We start from the raw sequence: 17,960 nt of genomic DNA, 5'->3' as shown, positions 1-17,960 counted from the left end.
TCCCCAACAAACTTTGGAAAGAGCTTTGTAAAAAAATAAGACTTCAAAAAGAAGGTGAAAACGAATGTTAACAGGATTGCAAATTGCTTTTTTAGGCGGAGATGCGCGGCAGTTAGAAATCATTCGTAAATTAACCGAACTGGATGCCAAAACTTATTTAGTTGGTTTTGAACAATTGAATCATTCCTTTGCAGGTGCAGTAAAAGAGAACATTATGGATATTCCATTTGAAGAAATAGACGCGATTATATTACCGGTTGCCGGTACGAATGCTGAAGGACATGTAGAAACAATTTTTTCAAATGAAAAAGTGGTCTTAACGAAAGAAATATTAAACAGTACTCCTGAACATTGTGTAACATATTCAGGTATTAGTAATGCTTATTTGGATGATATATCCAAGAAGGCGAATCGGCGACTTGTCAAACTATTTTCTCGTGATGATGTTTCCATTTATAATTCGATTCCGACCGTAGAAGGGACGATCATGATGGTGATTCAAAACACTGATTTCACGATCCATGGTTCGAACGTGATCGTACTTGGGATGGGACGCGTAGGGATGAGTGTTGCAAGAGCATTTCATCATCTTGGTGCAAATACAAGAGTAGGAGCTAGAAAAAGTGAGCATTTAGCCCGAGTCACAGAAATGGGGATTCAACCATTTCATATAAGTGAGTTAGCAAAAGAGGTGCAAGATGCAGACATCGTGATCAATACCATACCACATTTAGTCGTTACAGCCTCTGTCATTGCCAAAATGCCATCTCATACATTAATCGTTGACTTGGCTTCGAAACCAGGAGGAACTGATTTTCGTTATGCAGAAAAACGTGGAATTAAAGCGATTCTTGCGTTAGGTTTACCAGGGATTGTAGCGCCAAAAACGGCGGGGAAAATATTGGCTAAAGTTCTTTCGCAACTGTTGAAAGAAGATGTTTTAAAACGAAAGGAGAGTTCAACATCATGAGTTTAAAGGGAAAACGAATTGGATTTGGTTTGACTGGCTCCCATTGTACGTACGATGCTGTATTCCCTCAGATCATCACTTTAGTAGAAGAAGGAGCGGAAGTCGTTCCTGTTGTGACTTACACGGTGAAAAATACCGAGACCCGATTTGGAAAAGGGGAAGATTGGGTAGCGAAAATTGAAGAAGCTACAGGGAAAAAAGCTTTGGATTCCATTGTGTCGACCGAGCCTCTAGGTCCAAAGATGCCCTTGGATTGTATGGTGATTGCCCCATTAACGGGGAATTCCATGAGTAAGTTTGCCAATGCCATGACAGATTCCCCGGTACTTATGGCGGCTAAAGCGACTTTACGAAATCAAAAACCCGTTGTATTGGGGATTTCAACCAATGATGCCCTCGGTTTAAATGGTGTAAACTTGATGCGACTCATGGCAACCAAAAATATTTATTTCATTCCGTTTGGGCAAGATGACCCTGTCAAGAAGCCGAATTCAATGGTCGCGCGAATGTCGATGCTAAGAGATACAGTTGCAACAGCGATCGCAGGGAAACAGTTCCAGCCTGTAGTAGTAGAAAAGTTTCGTGATTTAGAATAAGTGAAAGAAGTCATCGACTTAGATCTCATTCTAAAAAAAATGGGGCTCTCTTAAATATATCGCCATTTACTAGGGGTGTCTCAAGCATGCAGTCATTGCTTTGGAGACAGCCCGTTTTTAATTTTTTTATCAAAAAGATCATGGTGATTCAAGGAATCATCCCTTCGAGGCCATTTCTAACACCATTCATTCTACTTGGAAATTGACGACCTTCATCCTCAAGTTGCAAACATGTAGACGGGAGGCCTTTTTCTTCCTCCTTCTTGACTATATTCATATTTTTTCAGGAACATGGATAAATTATTAGTCTTTTCAAACTTTATTATGTTAAAATATAAGCTACTAAATGTATCAAATCGATTTAACACAAATTTTACTTGCATTTGTCTGAAATAGACGGTAATGTAAGAGGTTAACTAGAAATAGGAGAAACTGGAAGGAGAAGATCATTTTGAGTAACAACGGTTTTCATGTTGCAGTAGTTGGTGCAACCGGCGCAGTAGGACAACAGATGCTAAATACATTAGAAAAAAGGAATTTCCCAATTAAAAAATTAACATTATTATCATCTGCACGCTCCGCGGGTAAGAAGATTGTTTATAAAGGGGAAGAAATTACTGTACAAGAAGCAAAGCCTGAAAGCTTTGAAGATATTGATATAGCTTTATTTAGTGCTGGAGGAAGCGTCTCAAAAGCCCTTGCTCCAGAAGCGGCAAAAAGAGGAGCGGTAGTCATTGATAATACAAGTGCCTACCGAATGGATCCAGAAGTTCCTTTAATTGTTCCAGAAGTGAATAAAGAAGATTTAAAGAAACATAAAGGAATCATTGCGAACCCTAACTGCTCAACGATCCAAATGGTAGCGGCCCTTCAGCCAATTCGCCAAGCGTTTGGTTTAAATAAGGTCCTTGTATCAACTTATCAGGCGGTTTCGGGTGCGGGCAATAACGCTGTTAAGGAATTAAATGATCAAACGAAGGCGATTGTGAACGGCGAAGATATTCAAGCGAAAATTTTACCCGTAAGTAGTGATGAAAAGCATTATCAAATTTCCTTTAATGCGATTCCACAAATCGATAAATTCCAAGATAATGGGTTTACATTTGAAGAGATGAAAATGATTAACGAGACAAAGAAAATTATGAAAATGCCTGATCTAAAAGTAGCAGCAACATGCGTTCGTCTTCCTATAGCAACTGGTCATTCTGAATCCGTGTATTTCGAAGTGGAGTCGAATGATGTCGCTACATCTCAAATTCAAGAAGTTTTAAGTTCGGCGCCTGGAATCGTTCTAGAAGACAATCCTTCCGAGCAAATTTACCCAATGCCTGCTTATTGTGTTGGAAAAGATGATGTATTTGTCGGACGTATCCGTAAAGACTTAGATGAAGATCAAGGGTTCCATATGTGGGTTGTATCTGATAATTTATTAAAAGGGGCCGCTTTAAATTCTGTTCAAATTGCGGAAACATTAATCGAAATGAATTTAATAAAAGCTATATAAGGATCTACTTTTACATTCTAATGAAGTCAGAAAGTGGAAAGCACTTAACAGACCGGGAATGGCCGATCCGTTAAGTGCTTGAAGCAAAAATTCAGAGGTGTTAGTATTGAAAATCGTTGTACAAAAATTTGGAGGTACGTCTGTTCGTGATCATCAATCAAGATTAAATGCGAAACGTCATATTCAACAGGCGTTAAAAGAGGGCTATAAAGTAGTCGTTGTGGTCTCAGCTATGGGAAGAAAAGGGGAGCCATACTCAACCGATACGCTTTTATCTTTAGTCGGTAGTACTCAAACAAATATTAATAAACGAGAGCAGGATTTATTACTCTCTTGTGGTGAAACCATTTCGAGCGTAGTGTTCACAAATCTATTATTAGAACACGACATTTCGGCCACTGCATTAACAGGCGCTCAAGCGGGATTTTTAACGAATAACGATCATACAAATGCTAAAATCATAGAAGTAAAAACAAACCGAATTCAGCGGGAATTAGAACATTATGATGTTGTCGTTGTCGCGGGTTTTCAAGGGGCGACCAAAAATGGTGATATTACAACAATCGGTCGAGGCGGAAGTGATACATCAGCGGCTGCGTTAGGTGCTGCATTGAATGCTGAATGGATTGATATTTTTACAGATGTCGATGGAATTATGACAGCAGATCCAAGAATTGTGGAAAATGCAAGACCATTATCTATTGTCACTTATAATGAAGTTTGTAATATGGCCTATCAAGGGGCAAAAGTCATTCATCCCCGTGCGGTAGAGATTGCCATGCAAGCGAAAGTTCCTATTCGCATTCGTTCGACTTATTCAGATGGGGTGGGAACACTCGTTACTTCGATCAGTAGAAATAAACAAGGTTCCGATATAAAAGAACGTCTTGTAACAGGGATTGCACATGTATCTCAAATCGCCCAAATCAAAGTAGCAGCGAAAAAGGACCAATATAATTTGCAAGCTGAAGTTTTTAAGGCAATGGCTAAAGAAAAGATTAGTGTTGACTTTATCAATATTTCACCAACTGGTGTCGTATATACTGTTTCTGCAGATATGTTAGACCGTGCAGTTGTCGTATTAAAAGAATTAGGATTCGCCCCAACTGTGGAGACAGGGTGTGCGAAGGTATCGGTTGTCGGTGCTGGAATGACGGGAGTGCCAGGTGTCACTTCAAAGATTGTGACGGCTTTATCCGAACATGGTGTACGTATTTTGCAATCAGCTGATAGTCATACGACCATTTGGGTTTTGGTGAAGGAGAATGAACTTATTACGGCAGTGAACGCATTACATGATGCGTTTCATCTGCAAGAAGATACGAATGAATATGAAATGAAGAGCTAATGTTGAAGGAGGAAAGAGAATGATCTCATTTGGTCAGGTTTCAACCGCAATGGTGACTCCTTTTGATTCAAAAGGGAACATTGATTTACAGAAAACGACGCAGTTGGTGAACTATTTAATCGATAATGGTACGGACTCAATAGTAGTTGCTGGTACAACAGGTGAGACACCAACCTTAACAACAGAAGAAAAAGTGGCTTTGTTCCACCAAGTAGTCAAAACTGTAGATGGTCGTGTTCCTGTTATTGCAGGGACAGGATCCAATAATACGAAGGCATCGATCGAACTGACGAAAAAAGCGGAAGAAATTGGTGTTGATGCGATTATGCTAGTTGCACCATATTATAATAAACCAAATCAAGAAGGTCTTTACCAACATTTTAAAACAATCGCTGAGGAAACAAAATTACCTATAATGATCTACAATATTCCTGGTAGAACAAGCATTAACATTTCACCTGAGACGATCATTCGTCTGTCAAAGCTGCCGAATATTGTGGCCGTTAAAGAGGCAAGTGGTAATTTAGATGCTATGACAGAAATTATTGCGAATACAGATGAAGATTTCATGCTTTATAGTGGGGATGATGGATTGGCTCTTCCAGTTCTCGCGATTGGAGGTCAAGGGGTTATTTCCGTAGCTTCCCATATCATTGGAAAAGAAATGAAACAGATGGTGGGAGAGTTCGTGAAAGGAAATTATCAAGAAGCAGCTAAACTGCATCAAAAACTTCTTCCACTAATGAAAGGGCTATTTGCAGCGCCAAATCCTGTGCCTGTTAAAACAGCTCTACAATATAAAGGTTTGGATACGGGTTCTGTGCGATTACCATTAGTTCCGTTAACAGAACAAGAACGAAATACCCTCATGGATATTTTGAAAAACTATTAATATTTTTTAAGTAGGCAGTCCCATACTAAATGATATTTACCATTTAGTATGGGACTGCTTTTTAATTGTTAGAGTACATCTATTTTAGTCTAAGTCTACGAATTCCGTTCACTATATCTGAGGCGCTTTGTGCATTTATTTTTAAAATATTAGAAAAACTTTATTGATTGAAATTCCCCCTATGTTCGTGTGGATATCCTTTTTCATATAAGTAAAGCAAAATAGATCATTTCTTTTATGACTACACCAGTATAAAAATGGGTTTGCTAAGAAAACTGTCGAATATTTAATTGATTATTAAGGGAATAGTGTTGGCTTTTAAAAATACCATCCATTATAATAGACATAACGGTAAAGTTCGGGTCGGGAGCATCAATAGGAGGAACGAACATTGAGTAAGAGATTGAACGAAAGTATTAAAGTGATTCCACTTGGCGGAGTTGGGGAAATTGGAAAGAATATGACGGCGATTGAAATCGATCATGAAATTTTCGTGATTGATGCTGGATTAATGTTTCCCGAAAATGAAATGCTAGGTATTGATGTTGTCATTCCAGACATTACGTATTTAGAAGCAAATCGAGAAAGAGTGAAGGGGATCTTTTTAACTCATGGGCATGAGGATGCCATCGGTGCATTAGGTTATATCCTGAGGAAGATTCAAGCTCCTGTGTATGGAACAAAGCTAACATTAGCATTAGCGAAAGCACGTTTGAAAGAGTTAAAAGTGAAAGAGAACGTGAAATTTTATACCGTTCACTCGGATTCATACCTTCGCTTTGACACTGTACATGTGTCTTTCTTTAGGACAACTCATAGTATTCCAGATTCAGTAGGAGTGGTTATTCATACATCAGAAGGAGCCATCGTCCATACGGGTGATTTCAAATTTGATCAGGCCGCCCGAGGATTGTATCAACCGGAAATCGGAAAAATGGCTGCGATTGGAGAAAAAGGTGTTCTTCTCCTGCTATCTGATTCTATGGAGGCTGAACGCATTGGTCATACTCCATCTGATGAAGTGGTTGCACGTCAATTATCTGATGCATTTCACTCTGCTAAAGGGCGAATTATTGTTGCTTCTTTTGCCTCTAATCTAATTAGAATTCAGCAAGTATTTGATGCTGCTAGTGAAAATCATCGTAAAATTGCTGTTTGTGGAAAAAGTATCGAAACGGTTTTAACGATAGCAATTAGAATGGGCTATTTAGATGTTAACGAAGATTCTTTAATCCATATTCAAGATCTCCACAAATTTGCAGATGATGAAGTGGTCATTTTATCTACAGGTACACAAGGTGAGCCGATTGAAGTCATTCAAAAAATGGCCAAGGGAAATCATAAGCTAGTGTCAATCAAACAAGGGGATACGGTGATTTTAACAGCGAATCCATCACCTGGGTTAGAACTCTTGTTAGGAAAAACAGTCAACCTCATCAGTCGAGCAGGGGCAACCGTTTTGCAAGGAGAGAAGAAAATTCATGTATCTGGTCATGGTTGTCAGGAAGATTTGAAAATGATGATCAATTTAATGAAGCCAAAATTCTTTATCCCAATTCAAGGTGAATACCGCATGCTATTTTCTCACGCAAAGGTAGCCGAGTCCTTGGGTACTCCTAGGCAAAACATTTTCATCCCAGAAAAAGGGGAAATTATTGAGATTAAAGGGGATCGCATCCGTTCTGGGGGAAGAGTGCAAGCTGGGAATGTGTTGATTGATGGGATCGGAGTGGGAGATGTAGGCAACATTGTTTTACGTGACCGAAAATTATTATCTCAAGATGGAATCTTTATCGTTGTTGTTACGTTAAATAAAAAAGAAAAGAGAATTGCTTCAGGGCCTGAAATCATCTCTAGAGGATTCGTATATGTAAGAGAATCTGAACAATTAATGGAGGAATCCACACAAATTGTAGCAGAAATTGTTGATAAAAATATGAGAAGGGAAACGTTTGAATGGTCCAATATTAAGCAAGAGATTCGCGATCATTTGAACACGTACCTTTATGAAAAAACGAAGCGCCGCCCTATGATTTTACCGATTATTATGGAAGTATAAAACGCAGATCCCTCTGCGTTTTTTTCTTTGGAAAAAGGCTCTGTAAAACTTGGGTGTTGATTTTTGTCACAAGCCTTTCGCTTTTCCGTGGACGGTTGCCGAGCTTCCCCGAGACTACGTGTCTGTGGGGTTTCAGCTATTCGGTTTTTCTCGTAGGAGTCTCCGTGCCTTCCATTTCAATCAACGAACTAACGTAAATCAACAAGGTGTCCAAAATGTACTCTTTACTTGGGAAAAGATTGCATGAAAATAATACACAAAGTGGATACTAAGATCATTAGTATTGAAAGGAGTGGTTCGATCATGACTTTTCAATCATCCATGAATGAAGAGCAACCAGAAAAGGAAAAAGAGGAAGAAAAGCCTCCTTCATCGATCGTCGAAAAGATACAGGAGCTGGGCCAAACAAGTGTTCCACAGATCCCACAGGATTCGAATATTCATTGTTTAACCATTGTGGGCCAAGTGGAAGGACATATGCAGCTTCCTCCGCAAAATAAAACGACGAAATATGAACATGTCATTCCACAAATTGTCGCGATTGAACAAAATCCGAAGATTGAAGGCCTATTAGTCATTCTAAATACAGTTGGAGGAGATGTTGAGGCAGGATTGGCCATATCTGAAATGCTGTCCTCCTTATCAAAGCCAACCGTCTCTATTGTACTAGGTGGTGGGCATTCCATCGGTGTCCCCATTGCTGTTTCTTGTGATTATTCTTTTATCGCCGAAACGGCAACGATGACGATTCATCCTATACGTCTAACTGGCTTAGTCATTGGGGTTCCACAAACATTCGAATACTTAGATAAGATGCAAGAAAGAGTCATTAAATTTGTCAAAAAGAATTCTAAGATAGAGGAAGAAACCTTTAAAGACTTAATGTTTGCGAAAGGGAATTTAACGCGAGATATTGGAACAAATGTTGTGGGTTCAGATGCAGTTGATTATGGATTAATAGATGAAGTTGGTGGCATTGGTCGTGGATTAAAAAAACTAAATGAATTAATTGAAGCTAATAAGAATAAAAGTGAGGGATTGATTCAATGATTTTGCATACAACGGTTCCACAAGAATTGATCTTCCCACCGGATCATAAACAATTTCAGAACATCCAAACAATCCACTGGCAGGGGATACCATTAATAGTAGAACAACAAGCCGATCAATATCGTGTTGTTCGAGTATTAAGTACAAATCCGGCAGATTTTTTAAATGAAGGAATTGGGCCAGGTCAGCTCATTTCCATTTCCTCATAGAATATTTACAACGAACAATCTATTCCTTTTTAAGGAGGGATTGTTCATTCTTGTAAAAGCAGGTAATACAACGAAAGAATGATAGGAATGATACGAACAAATATGCTATAATAAAGGAAAACAGCAGCCGTTGTGGCTGCTTTCTTTATTCTTTCATTTACATTTGTACCTATCTAAAACATACATAATGATTAATTGAAAATTTTGCTAAAACTTTTATCATATTAAGGTGATTCTATGACAAAAAGGAAAAGAAGATCGACAAAAAAATATACAGAAATAAAAGAAACGATGAGGCTCGAATTACTTGGCCTTATTTTCATCGCCTTGAGTGTAATCGGAATTATTCAATTAGGGGCTGTTGGAAAATCATTTGTTTTCTTTTTCCGCTTCTTTTTAGGAGAATGGTATATGATTGGGTTTCTTGCGACGATTGGATTTGCAAGTTTTATGATCATTAAACGTGAAAAGCCTTATTTCTTTCGTCGCCGCTTAATTGGGATCTATATCATGTTGGCGAGTTTGCTATTATTAAGCCATGTAAAATTATTTGAACTATTAGCAAACCATGAGTCATTTAATAATCCAAGCGTAATAAAAAATTCTTGGGACTTATTTTGGATGGATGTACGTCAGGAATCAAGCAGTTCCGATTTAGGTGGAGGAATGATTGGGGCAGTTTTATTTGCTGTATCTTATTTCCTTTTTGACTCATTGGGAACGAAGATTTTAAGTGTTGTTCTCATTTTGGTTGGCTTTATTTTAATTACGGGTAAATCAATTGGAGAAATCTTTGGAAAGGTTTTGATATCTTTTCGTAAATGGGTGGGGAGTCAGTGGATGGCCTTCCAAGAAGATTTGGATGAATGGAAAACGGAAAGAAAAGAGAAAAAAGAGAATAAGGTGAAGAGTAATAAAGACAAAAAACAACCTAAAAAAATGGAATCTGAAAGCAAAGAAGAAACGGCCGAGGTCGTAACGAAAGAGCCGATCATTTCAAGCTTTACGGAAAAAAACGAAATGCCTATAGAATTGATCGAAGAAGAAGACCAATTAGCTTTGCCCATTGACGAGGAGATGGAGGATGAGGCTCCGCCAATGTCTTTTGCTGAAGTAGAAAACAAGGATTATCAGTTGCCCTCCATCTCCTTATTAAAACGGCCTAAGCATACAGACCAGAGTAAAGAATACCAATTAATTCATGAAAATGCGGCTAAATTGGAAAGAACATTTCAGAGTTTCGGTGTAAAGGCGAATGTTACACAAGTTCATCTAGGGCCAGCTGTTACAAAATATGAGGTTCATCCAGACGTAGGTGTGAAGGTGAGCAAAATCGTGAGTCTTAGTGATGATATTGCTCTAGCACTCGCAGCGAAAGATATCCGGATGGAAGCACCTATTCCAGGGAAATCAGCGATTGGGATTGAAGTTCCTAATCAAGATGTAGCGGTCGTGAGCCTTCGGGAAGTATTGGAAAGTAAACAAAATGATAAACCCAATTCCAAATTATTAATTGGTTTAGGGCGAGATATTACAGGTGAAGCGGTCCTTACCGAATTAAATAAAATGCCACATTTATTAGTAGCCGGTGCGACTGGGAGCGGAAAAAGTGTTTGTATCAATGGCATCATCACAAGTATCTTAATGAGAGCGAAGCCACATGAAGTGAAAATGATGATGATTGACCCGAAAATGGTTGAATTAAATGTATATAATGGGGTGCCACATTTATTAGCTCCAGTTGTAACGAATCCCAAAAAGGCTTCTCAAGCTTTGCAAAAAGTCGTAAGTGAGATGGAAAGACGATATGAACTATTCTCTCATTCAGGCACAAGAAATATTGAGGGGTATAATGAATATATTCATCGCCATAATAATGAAACGGGCGAAAAGCAACCATATCTTCCTTATATCGTTGTAATCGTAGATGAATTAGCAGATTTAATGATGGTGGCATCGGGCGACGTAGAAGATTCCATTACCCGTCTTGCGCAAATGGCAAGAGCAGCAGGGATTCATTTAATTATCGCCACTCAGCGACCTTCTGTTGATGTCATCACAGGGGTGATTAAAGCGAATATTCCTTCAAGAATTGCCTTTGCGGTTTCTTCTCAAACAGATTCCCGTACGATTCTAGATATGGGAGGAGCCGAAAAACTACTTGGAAGAGGGGACATGTTATTTTTCCCAGTAGGCGCTTCAAAGCCTGTGAGGGTACAAGGAGCATTCCTTTCTGATGATGAAGTAGAGGAAGTAGTCGAATTTGTCATTTCCCAACAAAAGGCTCAATATCAGGAAGAAATGATTCCTGATGACCTTCCTGAAACAACAGCAGATGTTGAAGATGAACTTTATGATGAAGCCGTCCAATTAATAGCGGAAATGCAAACTGCTTCCGTTTCTATGCTCCAACGTCGTTTTAGAATTGGCTATACTAGAGCCGCAAGACTGATCGATGAAATGGAAGTGCGAGGGATAGTTGGTCCATATGAAGGAAGCAAACCGAGAAAGGTATTAATTCCAAAATCTACAGATGAGCAAACTTCGTAAAAAAACACTCAGGTGGGGGGAACGATTCTTACGCTCCACCTGAGTGTTTTATTGTTTAGGAAACTAACTCCGATGAACAGGCGATTGCGGATTTGTTATGGAATCAACTTCTCTGTTTCATGAAATATGAGAATCCGGTTATGAAAAGAAATATTATAGAAAAGCCATATTTTTCCGTATTTTTTTGACTTTAGGTATCTAGCCATTTTTTATTTTGATTTGGTATAGTATAGTTACTGCTTACATTGAACGTTAAATTAATAATATTGCAATGATATAACAAGAATGTAAATGTTGCTTTTCAGATGATGAAAAAAGTGTTATCTTATTTCTTGGTAGTAGAAAAGTTTACATTAGAGGTCAGATGTCTGAGGAGGATGGTGATAGTTTCAATGATGGCAATAAAAGTAGATCATAGACATTTATATCTTCAAGTCATTGAACATTTGAAAAAGGCTATTGAGGCTGGAATTTACAAGGAAAAAGAGAAGCTTCCATCCGAATTTGAGTTATCGAAACAGTTAGGAGTTAGTCGAGCGACATTAAGAGAGGCTTTAAGAATTTTAGAGGAAGAAAATATTATTACGCGCAAACATGGTGTCGGAACCTTTGTCAATGTCAAACCATTGTTTACATCAGGGATTGAACAATTAAGCAGTGTGACAGATATGATTCTTCAAGCTGGGATGTCACCCGGGACAATCTTTCTAGCTTCCACTAGGCAAAAACCAACGGAGTCGGATATGAAAAGATTCCAATGTACAGATGAGGATGAAATTGTGATGATTGAACGGGTTCGGACAGCGAATGGAGAACCGGTTGTATATTGTGTGGATAAAGTTCTGGCAAAAGCTTTCCCAGACCATTATGATTATCAAGATGTGTCATTGTTTTCTACATTAGACCAAATTGGCAATCGGAAAATATCCTATGCCGTCACTCAAATTGAACCATTAGGATATCATGAAAAAATTTCGCCGATTCTTGAATGTGAATTAGAAACAGCTCTTCTTGTCTTGAAACAGCTCCATTTTGATGAAGCAGATGAGCCGATCCTTTATTCGATTAACTATTTTAAAGCAGATAAATTTAGCTTTCATGTATTAAGAAAGCGTTTTTAGTAGGTAAGACATTTTTCCAACACTTAATAGATAGTGAATCCCCCCACCTTAAGTGATGATAGGTGAGGGTTTTTCTGCTTAAAAGGTTCGAATTGTGCAACTACTATTCATTTTCGCCCAATTTTTTGGGAGAGCCAATGTAGCAACTGATCTCGGCTTTTCGGAAAATCAGCGTGAGAGGGGATCTCTTCAAATTGGTTGACGATATCCAAAATCCATGGTTTATGAAGGTGACTTCTACTTAAAATTCCTTCGTCTGAAAATGCACCATGACCATCACCTGAATACAGAGTTTCTCCATTATTCATGATGATGATTTCATCTGACCATTCATAGGCAAAGTCCACATCATGGGTGGACAGAATGATAGTGGTTCCATTCTGATGGATACTTGAAAGAATATGTAATAAACGGTCCGAATAATAGAGGTCCAGTCCAGCGGTGGGCTCATCCAATACGATGACTTCTGGCTTCATCGCAAGTACACCCGCGATGGCTACACGTTTCTTTTCTCCAATACTTAATAAATGAGGGGGCCTTCGACTATAGTTGGTCATTTCCGTTAGTCGCAATGCCTCATCCACATATTGTTCGATTTCTTCTTTTGCTAAGCCTAAATTTTTCGGACCAAATGCCACATCATCCCTGACAGTCGATGCAAAAATTTGTGAATCAGCCTGTTGAAAGACTAGGCCGACACTTTTTCTTAGTTGAACCAGTTCTTTTTTCTTATATTTTAAAGGTTGACCTTTAAAATAGACCGTCCCATTTTTAGGCCGTAATAATCCATTTAGATGCAAAAATAAAGTAGACTTACCTGCACCATTATTTCCCAATACGGCTATTTTCCTCCCTGGTGAAAATGAGAGGTTAATATTCTTTAAAACATTTGTACGATCTGGATAGGAAAATGATAGATTCTCCAATTGGAGGATGGGCACTGTCATTCAAAAAACACCTTTCCACTAAAAAGAATGATGAAAAAAAAGAAAAGGAAGAAAAGATGTTTTTTATTCACCTTCCCTTCATAAGTAAACGAAAGAATTAATTCATCGGCACCTCTTGAGTCAATCGCCTGTTGCATTTCTGTTCTCTTTTTTAATGTTTGGATAAACAGATTTGGGATTAAAATTGAAAAAGAACGTAAAGAAATTCGAAATGAACGATGTCCTAACCGCGTTGACTGTGCATAGTACATTTGAATGGCTGTTTCCATTAACATAAAAAGAAAACGATATGTGATGGAAATCAAATCAATTAATTCTTTCGGAAGTCTAAGTCTACTTAAAACAAACAGTAGTTCATGGACGGGTGTGGACAAAATAAAAAAATAAATACATGTCACACTACCTATAGAAATGAGAAATAGTTCAATCGCTACTTCAAAATTGGTAAATAAAATAAAAATGAAAATAGGTCCTATTTCGCCTGACCAAATAAGATCTTCCCCTGAATAAGGCTCCAAGGAGAAAGTGAAAAGAATTGAAATAATACTTGTTAAAATGAATAATAATGGTAGACTTAAAAGCTTCAAATAAAGCAAAATATGTATGTCCATAACGATTATGATGATCATACTCATGATAAAGAAAATGAGCAAGGATAATCCTACATCTCTTAGGGTGACAGTCGTAAGTAGACACCCAATTGCGAAGATAAATTTCTCAATTGGGTGTATAGTTGAAAGTCTTTGTTGATTTGCTATTGTATCGATAATCATCTTAATGTTTCTTTCTTATTTCCATTCTTTTTCCCTTTGGACAGTCCGAAAAAATATCCAATAAAGCCAGCCCCTAGCGCAGCTTGTAAGGCAAATAATAAACTTTCCACTTCTCCACCAGGTAATTCCCAAACATTTGAAAACCAAGGTTCATATTTGGGATTAATAGATTCGATTGCATCGACAGCTTTTCCATCCGTTCCCGCAAACTCTGATGAAGTATTATAAGCAAGAGGAACAATAATAAATAATAAAATAACAAATAAAAGAAAGAGATTTTTCTTCATAGATTATTTCGCCTCCTTCATTTGCACATTTAAAGTGGATAGTTCTTCACGATTATATTTTGCTAGAAAGTTTAATACCATAACAGTTAGCAAACCTTCGACAATGGACAAAGGAATTTGCGTGATAGCAAAAATGCTAGCAAATTTCATAAAAGAACCTATGATTCCATTTACAGAGTCTGGAAATGCAAGCGCCAATTGAAACGATGTTGCAACATATGTAGCTAGGTTTGCTAAGGCAGCTGCTAAAAAGATCGATACATTATGATGAACATTCATCTTTTTCGATGCTTTGTATACTCCGTAGGCAACGAAAGGTCCAAGTACAGCCATTGAGAAGGCATTCGCCCCTAATGTAGTAATGCCACCATGAGCTAGTAACAATGACTGAAATAAAAGGACAACAAATCCAACGACACTCATGATCATAGGTCCGAATAAGATCGTCCCAAACCCTAATCCAGTTGGATGGGAACTACTCCCTGTAACAGACGGGATTTTCAATGCCGATAACACAAAAGCGAAGGCAGTGGATAGACCTAAAACCATTTTCATTTCAGGGGAATTTCGAAATAATTTCCTTAATTGAAGGATTCCGATGAATAAAAAGGGTAGAAAAGCGATCCACCAAATAATGACCCATTTGATTGGGAGAAAACCTTCAGCAATATGCATGGCATGGGTGCTCGAAAAAGAATTCACCCAAAAATAAGACGCTAACATTAAAATACTACAAAACCAAAAAAAGCTTTTCCTCATGAAAATTCTCCTCTTCTCAAAATATTCTCCTATCTTTCTCTTGAAAAATAGATATACATATAGAAAAGTAAATCACATGAAATATTGTGGAAAATAAAAAAGCATTCATAACTTACGGTTAAGAATGCATGAAGAATACATGTCATGCGATTTCCCCTATATCCCGTAGGTACATCGAGAGTGGAAAACAGGCAGGTCTCCTGACTTATCTTCTTTGTGAATTGCGCCTTCCCATTGAATACAAAAGTGGCCTATTGCAAAACACTCCAAATTACAGTGGCGGGAACCGTGCTGGAATTTCACCAGCTTCCCTTTTAAGCAAATAGAGGGGGGTTCCCTATTTGCACCTATTTTCGAAAAAATATGAAATTAATTTAAAGTATAGGGAATTTGTGACAGTTTGTCTACAATTTTTTTGAAAATGTCAGAAAAGAGAGATTAAAAAAACTTCTTGTCAATTATTGAATAATTTGTTAACTTTGAATACATAGTTATAAATATTGTGATATAAAAAATATCAAACGACAATTACATAAGATGATTTAAAGTGCCAATTAGGATATTGGATAATAGGGAAATCGGTTAAAATCCGATGCAGCCCCCGCTACTGTAAGTGTGGACAAGCTTGTCAAAACCACTAGGTAACGACTAGGAAGGGACAAGGGAGGAAGAAGCATAAGCCAGGAGACCTGCTTTAAGTCGCGTTTTATTCTTCGGTGGGAGGAATAGGTGTGTGGCATAAAGCTATTGTTCATTTGCATACAAATCCTTATCTTCCAGAAGATAGGGGTTTTTTTGTTGGAATTATTTTTATATTGAAAATGGGAGGGGCAAGAATGACGACATGGAATTTACAAGATATGCAAAAGCATGTTCTGATTTGTAACGGTTCTAGTTGCATGAGAAAGGGAGGAGAGGAAGTCACCCAAGCCATTAGAAAGGAAATTACAACAAGAGAACTAGACCGCTATATTCATACAAGCCGGACTCGGTGTAATGGTAGATGTAAAGATGCCTGTGTTGTCATTGTGTATCCAGATGCTGTGTGGTACGAAGGGATCGATGTTGATTCTGCGAAAGAATTGGTGCACTCCCATCTAGAAAACAATCAAATATTGAAATCGAAGGTTATATATGAGCGGACGCAAACGGGAATGAGTTTAAAAAACAATCGCGTCAAAGGAATTGAGAAAGAAAAGCAAGAAGCGAAAAAGGAGGAAGTTTTGTGACCGGGAAATTATTAATCGTAGGATTTGGTCCAGGAAGTGTTAAACATTTTACAGAGCGTGCAAAAGAAGCTATTGCAGAAAGTGATTGCATTATTGGTTATAAAACATACGTAGAGCTCGTCACAGATTTAATTACAGACCAAGAAATTATTAGTACAGGAATGTCGGAGGAAGTCAGCCGTGCTCAAGCTGCCGTCAAACTAGCCGAAGAAGGAAAGAAAGTGGCGGTCATATCTAGTGGGGATGCGGGTGTCTATGGGATGGCTGGTCTCGTATATGAGGTATTAATTGAAAAAGGGTGGAAAGAAGCAGAAGGTGTAAAAGTAGAGGTGATTCCAGGAATTTCAGCGATTAACTCCTGTGCTTCTCTTTTAGGCGCACCTGTTATGCATGATTCTTGTACAATCAGCTTAAGTGATCATTTAACACCATGGAGTATCATAGAAAAACGAATTGAAGCTGCAGCAGCAGCCGATTTCGTCATCGCTTTATATAATCCGAAAAGTGGAAAAAGAACAAGACAAATCGTGGAAGCACAACGGATTCTATTAAAATATCGGGATCCTAAGACACCCGTAGGATTAGTAAAAAGCGCATACAGGGACCGTGAACATATTATGATCACGACATTAGAAGAGATGTTAACTTATGAAATCGGGATGTTAACAACCGTCGTCATCGGTAATTCTACAACCTTTTTATATGACGGGAAAATCATCACACCAAGGGGATACCAGCGTAAATACACGCTAAACTCTACGAAACAAAAACTTAGACCACATGAACGTTTGAAAAGGGAAAATGAACCTTGGGCGCTTCATGGAGGAAAAGAAGAGGAATCGTCCTCTCTAAAATTTGCCGAAGAAGCTGCCAAAATAGTAGGAATGAAAGATACTCCTGAAGAATCAATGATTCCTTTTCAAAAAATTGAACAAATTTTTGAACTGGCAGTGAGCCCAGGGGTTGCGAATAAGCAATTTACTGCACAGCAAATGTTAACATTAGCAAAAATCATTGGAGATAAAGGCTCGATGGAATATACCCCACATCATTACATCATAGTAAGGGTACCGACAGATCAACCTGAATTGATTGTCTCCAAACTAAAAGAAACCGGATTGCTCGTAAATCCAATTGGGGATGTCCTTACGATTAAGGCTTGTGATTTTTGCGATGGGGAGAAAAAGGACGGAATTCCATTAGCAGAAGAACTATATGAACGTTTTTCTGGAATGGACATGCCAAAGGAAACAAAGATCGGCATTAACGGCTGTGGAATGGCTTGTTACCAAGCAGTTCAAGAAGATATTGGGCTCGTGTTTCGAAAAGGAAAATTTGATCTATTTATCGGTGCAAAAACCGTCGGCAGAACCGCACATAGTGGTCAATTGATTGCCGAAGGGGTGGAGCCAAACGAAGCCCTCTCAATCGTTACCGGGATCATTAAAGAATATAAAGAAAAAGGTCATCCGAATGAGAGCTTTTTTAAATTCTTCAAACGGGTAAAAAATGTCCATGGTTTTCAGTATAAAGATATTACTCCTGTGTTGGATTTAGAACCACTTGGTTGTGGCGAATAAAGTTTTCAAAATGGTGTTGTTAGAAATTTGGGAACCGAATTTTACGGTTGTAGACCGCAAGAACGGGATAAACGTTTAGGAGGAAT

The 17,960-nt window shown here is 38.2% G+C and carries 16 protein-coding genes and 2 riboswitches; of the genes, 12 read left to right on the top strand and 4 right to left on the bottom strand.

Going from position 1 to position 17,960, the window contains the following annotated elements; translation table 11 throughout:
• The first annotated feature begins 64 nt into the window (after window positions 1-64).
• From dpaA to J2S13_RS03090, 10 genes are all read left to right on the top strand, one after another.
• Window positions 65-970: a dipicolinic acid synthetase subunit A gene (gene dpaA / locus J2S13_RS03135; RefSeq protein ID WP_307256237.1), complete on the top strand. Its 906-nt coding sequence runs from the start codon at window positions 65-67 to the stop codon at window positions 968-970.
• On the top strand, window positions 967-1,566 hold the full coding sequence (gene dpaB / locus J2S13_RS03130; protein ID WP_307256236.1) for a dipicolinate synthase subunit B: 600 nt from the start codon (window positions 967-969) through the stop codon (window positions 1,564-1,566). The genes dpaA and dpaB overlap by 4 nt, the downstream gene beginning before the upstream one ends.
• Before the next feature lie 451 nt (window positions 1,567-2,017).
• A complete protein-coding gene (gene asd / locus J2S13_RS03125; RefSeq protein ID WP_370873942.1) occupies window positions 2,018-3,070 on the top strand; it encodes an aspartate-semialdehyde dehydrogenase in 1,053 nt (350 codons plus the stop codon).
• A 106-nt stretch (window positions 3,071-3,176) separates the two neighbouring features.
• Window positions 3,177-4,418 carry an aspartate kinase gene (gene dapG, locus J2S13_RS03120; RefSeq protein WP_307256235.1) on the top strand — a complete coding sequence of 414 codons (1,242 nt, stop codon included), beginning with the start codon at window positions 3,177-3,179 and terminating at the stop codon, window positions 4,416-4,418.
• A gap of 19 nt (window positions 4,419-4,437) precedes the next feature.
• The gene (gene dapA, locus J2S13_RS03115) at window positions 4,438-5,310 is read left to right on the top strand and encodes a 4-hydroxy-tetrahydrodipicolinate synthase (RefSeq protein ID WP_307256234.1); all 873 of its coding nucleotides are present in this window, start codon (window positions 4,438-4,440) and stop codon (window positions 5,308-5,310) included.
• Window positions 5,311-5,701: 391 nt separating this feature from the next.
• Entirely contained in the window at window positions 5,702-7,369 is a 1,668-nt protein-coding gene (locus tag J2S13_RS03110; protein ID WP_307256233.1) for a ribonuclease J, read from the top strand.
• A 321-nt stretch (window positions 7,370-7,690) separates the two neighbouring features.
• Window positions 7,691-8,419 carry a ClpP family protease gene (locus tag J2S13_RS03105; protein WP_307256312.1) on the top strand — a complete coding sequence of 243 codons (729 nt, stop codon included), beginning with the start codon at window positions 7,691-7,693 and terminating at the stop codon, window positions 8,417-8,419.
• Entirely contained in the window at window positions 8,416-8,628 is a 213-nt protein-coding gene (locus tag J2S13_RS03100; protein WP_307256232.1) for a YlzJ-like family protein, read from the top strand. The genes J2S13_RS03105 and J2S13_RS03100 overlap by 4 nt, the downstream gene beginning before the upstream one ends.
• A gap of 237 nt (window positions 8,629-8,865) precedes the next feature.
• Window positions 8,866-11,178, top strand: a complete 2,313-nt coding sequence (locus J2S13_RS03095) for a DNA translocase FtsK (protein ID WP_307256231.1) — start codon at window positions 8,866-8,868, stop codon at window positions 11,176-11,178.
• Between the two features lie 395 nt (window positions 11,179-11,573).
• Window positions 11,574-12,299: a GntR family transcriptional regulator gene (locus tag J2S13_RS03090; RefSeq protein WP_307256311.1), complete on the top strand. Its 726-nt coding sequence runs from the start codon at window positions 11,574-11,576 to the stop codon at window positions 12,297-12,299.
• A gap of 107 nt (window positions 12,300-12,406) precedes the next feature.
• On the opposite strand, the gene J2S13_RS03085 is transcribed toward J2S13_RS03090, so the two are convergent.
• The 4 genes from J2S13_RS03085 to J2S13_RS03070 are packed head-to-tail and all read right to left on the bottom strand — an operon-like array spanning window position 12,407 to window position 15,065.
• Window positions 12,407-13,246 (bottom strand): energy-coupling factor ABC transporter ATP-binding protein, encoded by an 840-nt coding sequence (locus tag J2S13_RS03085; protein WP_307256230.1) that lies wholly within the window; start codon window positions 13,244-13,246, stop codon window positions 12,407-12,409.
• Window positions 13,243-14,019 (bottom strand): cobalt ECF transporter T component CbiQ, encoded by a 777-nt coding sequence (gene cbiQ / locus J2S13_RS03080; RefSeq protein WP_307256229.1) that lies wholly within the window; start codon window positions 14,017-14,019, stop codon window positions 13,243-13,245. The genes J2S13_RS03085 and cbiQ overlap by 4 nt, the downstream gene beginning before the upstream one ends.
• Entirely contained in the window at window positions 14,016-14,306 is a 291-nt protein-coding gene (locus J2S13_RS03075) for an energy-coupling factor ABC transporter substrate-binding protein (protein ID WP_307256227.1), read from the bottom strand. Before J2S13_RS03075 ends, cbiQ begins: the two co-directional genes overlap by 4 nt.
• A gap of 3 nt (window positions 14,307-14,309) precedes the next feature.
• The gene (locus J2S13_RS03070) at window positions 14,310-15,065 is read right to left on the bottom strand and encodes an energy-coupling factor ABC transporter permease (protein ID WP_370873941.1); all 756 of its coding nucleotides are present in this window, start codon (window positions 15,063-15,065) and stop codon (window positions 14,310-14,312) included.
• Between the two features lie 173 nt (window positions 15,066-15,238).
• Window positions 15,239-15,431, bottom strand: a riboswitch (cobalamin riboswitch).
• 162 nt (window positions 15,432-15,593) lie between these two features.
• Window positions 15,594-15,776: riboswitch (cobalamin riboswitch) on the top strand.
• Window positions 15,777-15,901: 125 nt separating this feature from the next.
• Here J2S13_RS03070 and J2S13_RS03065 point away from each other — a divergent pair.
• Together J2S13_RS03065 and cobJ are read left to right on the top strand one after the other, a co-directional pair.
• Window positions 15,902-16,294 (top strand): (2Fe-2S) ferredoxin domain-containing protein, encoded by a 393-nt coding sequence (locus J2S13_RS03065; RefSeq protein WP_307256309.1) that lies wholly within the window; start codon window positions 15,902-15,904, stop codon window positions 16,292-16,294.
• Complete coding sequence (gene cobJ / locus J2S13_RS03060; protein ID WP_307256226.1) at window positions 16,291-17,874, top strand: precorrin-3B C(17)-methyltransferase; 1,584 nt, start codon at window positions 16,291-16,293, stop codon at window positions 17,872-17,874. Before J2S13_RS03065 ends, cobJ begins: the two co-directional genes overlap by 4 nt.
• Window positions 17,875-17,960: the final 86 nt, after the last annotated feature.

Source organism: Oikeobacillus pervagus, from assembly GCF_030813365.1.
Classification (GTDB): domain Bacteria; phylum Bacillota; class Bacilli; order Bacillales; family DSM-23947; genus Oikeobacillus; species Oikeobacillus pervagus.
This window is presented reverse-complemented; position numbering and strand designations above follow the sequence as displayed.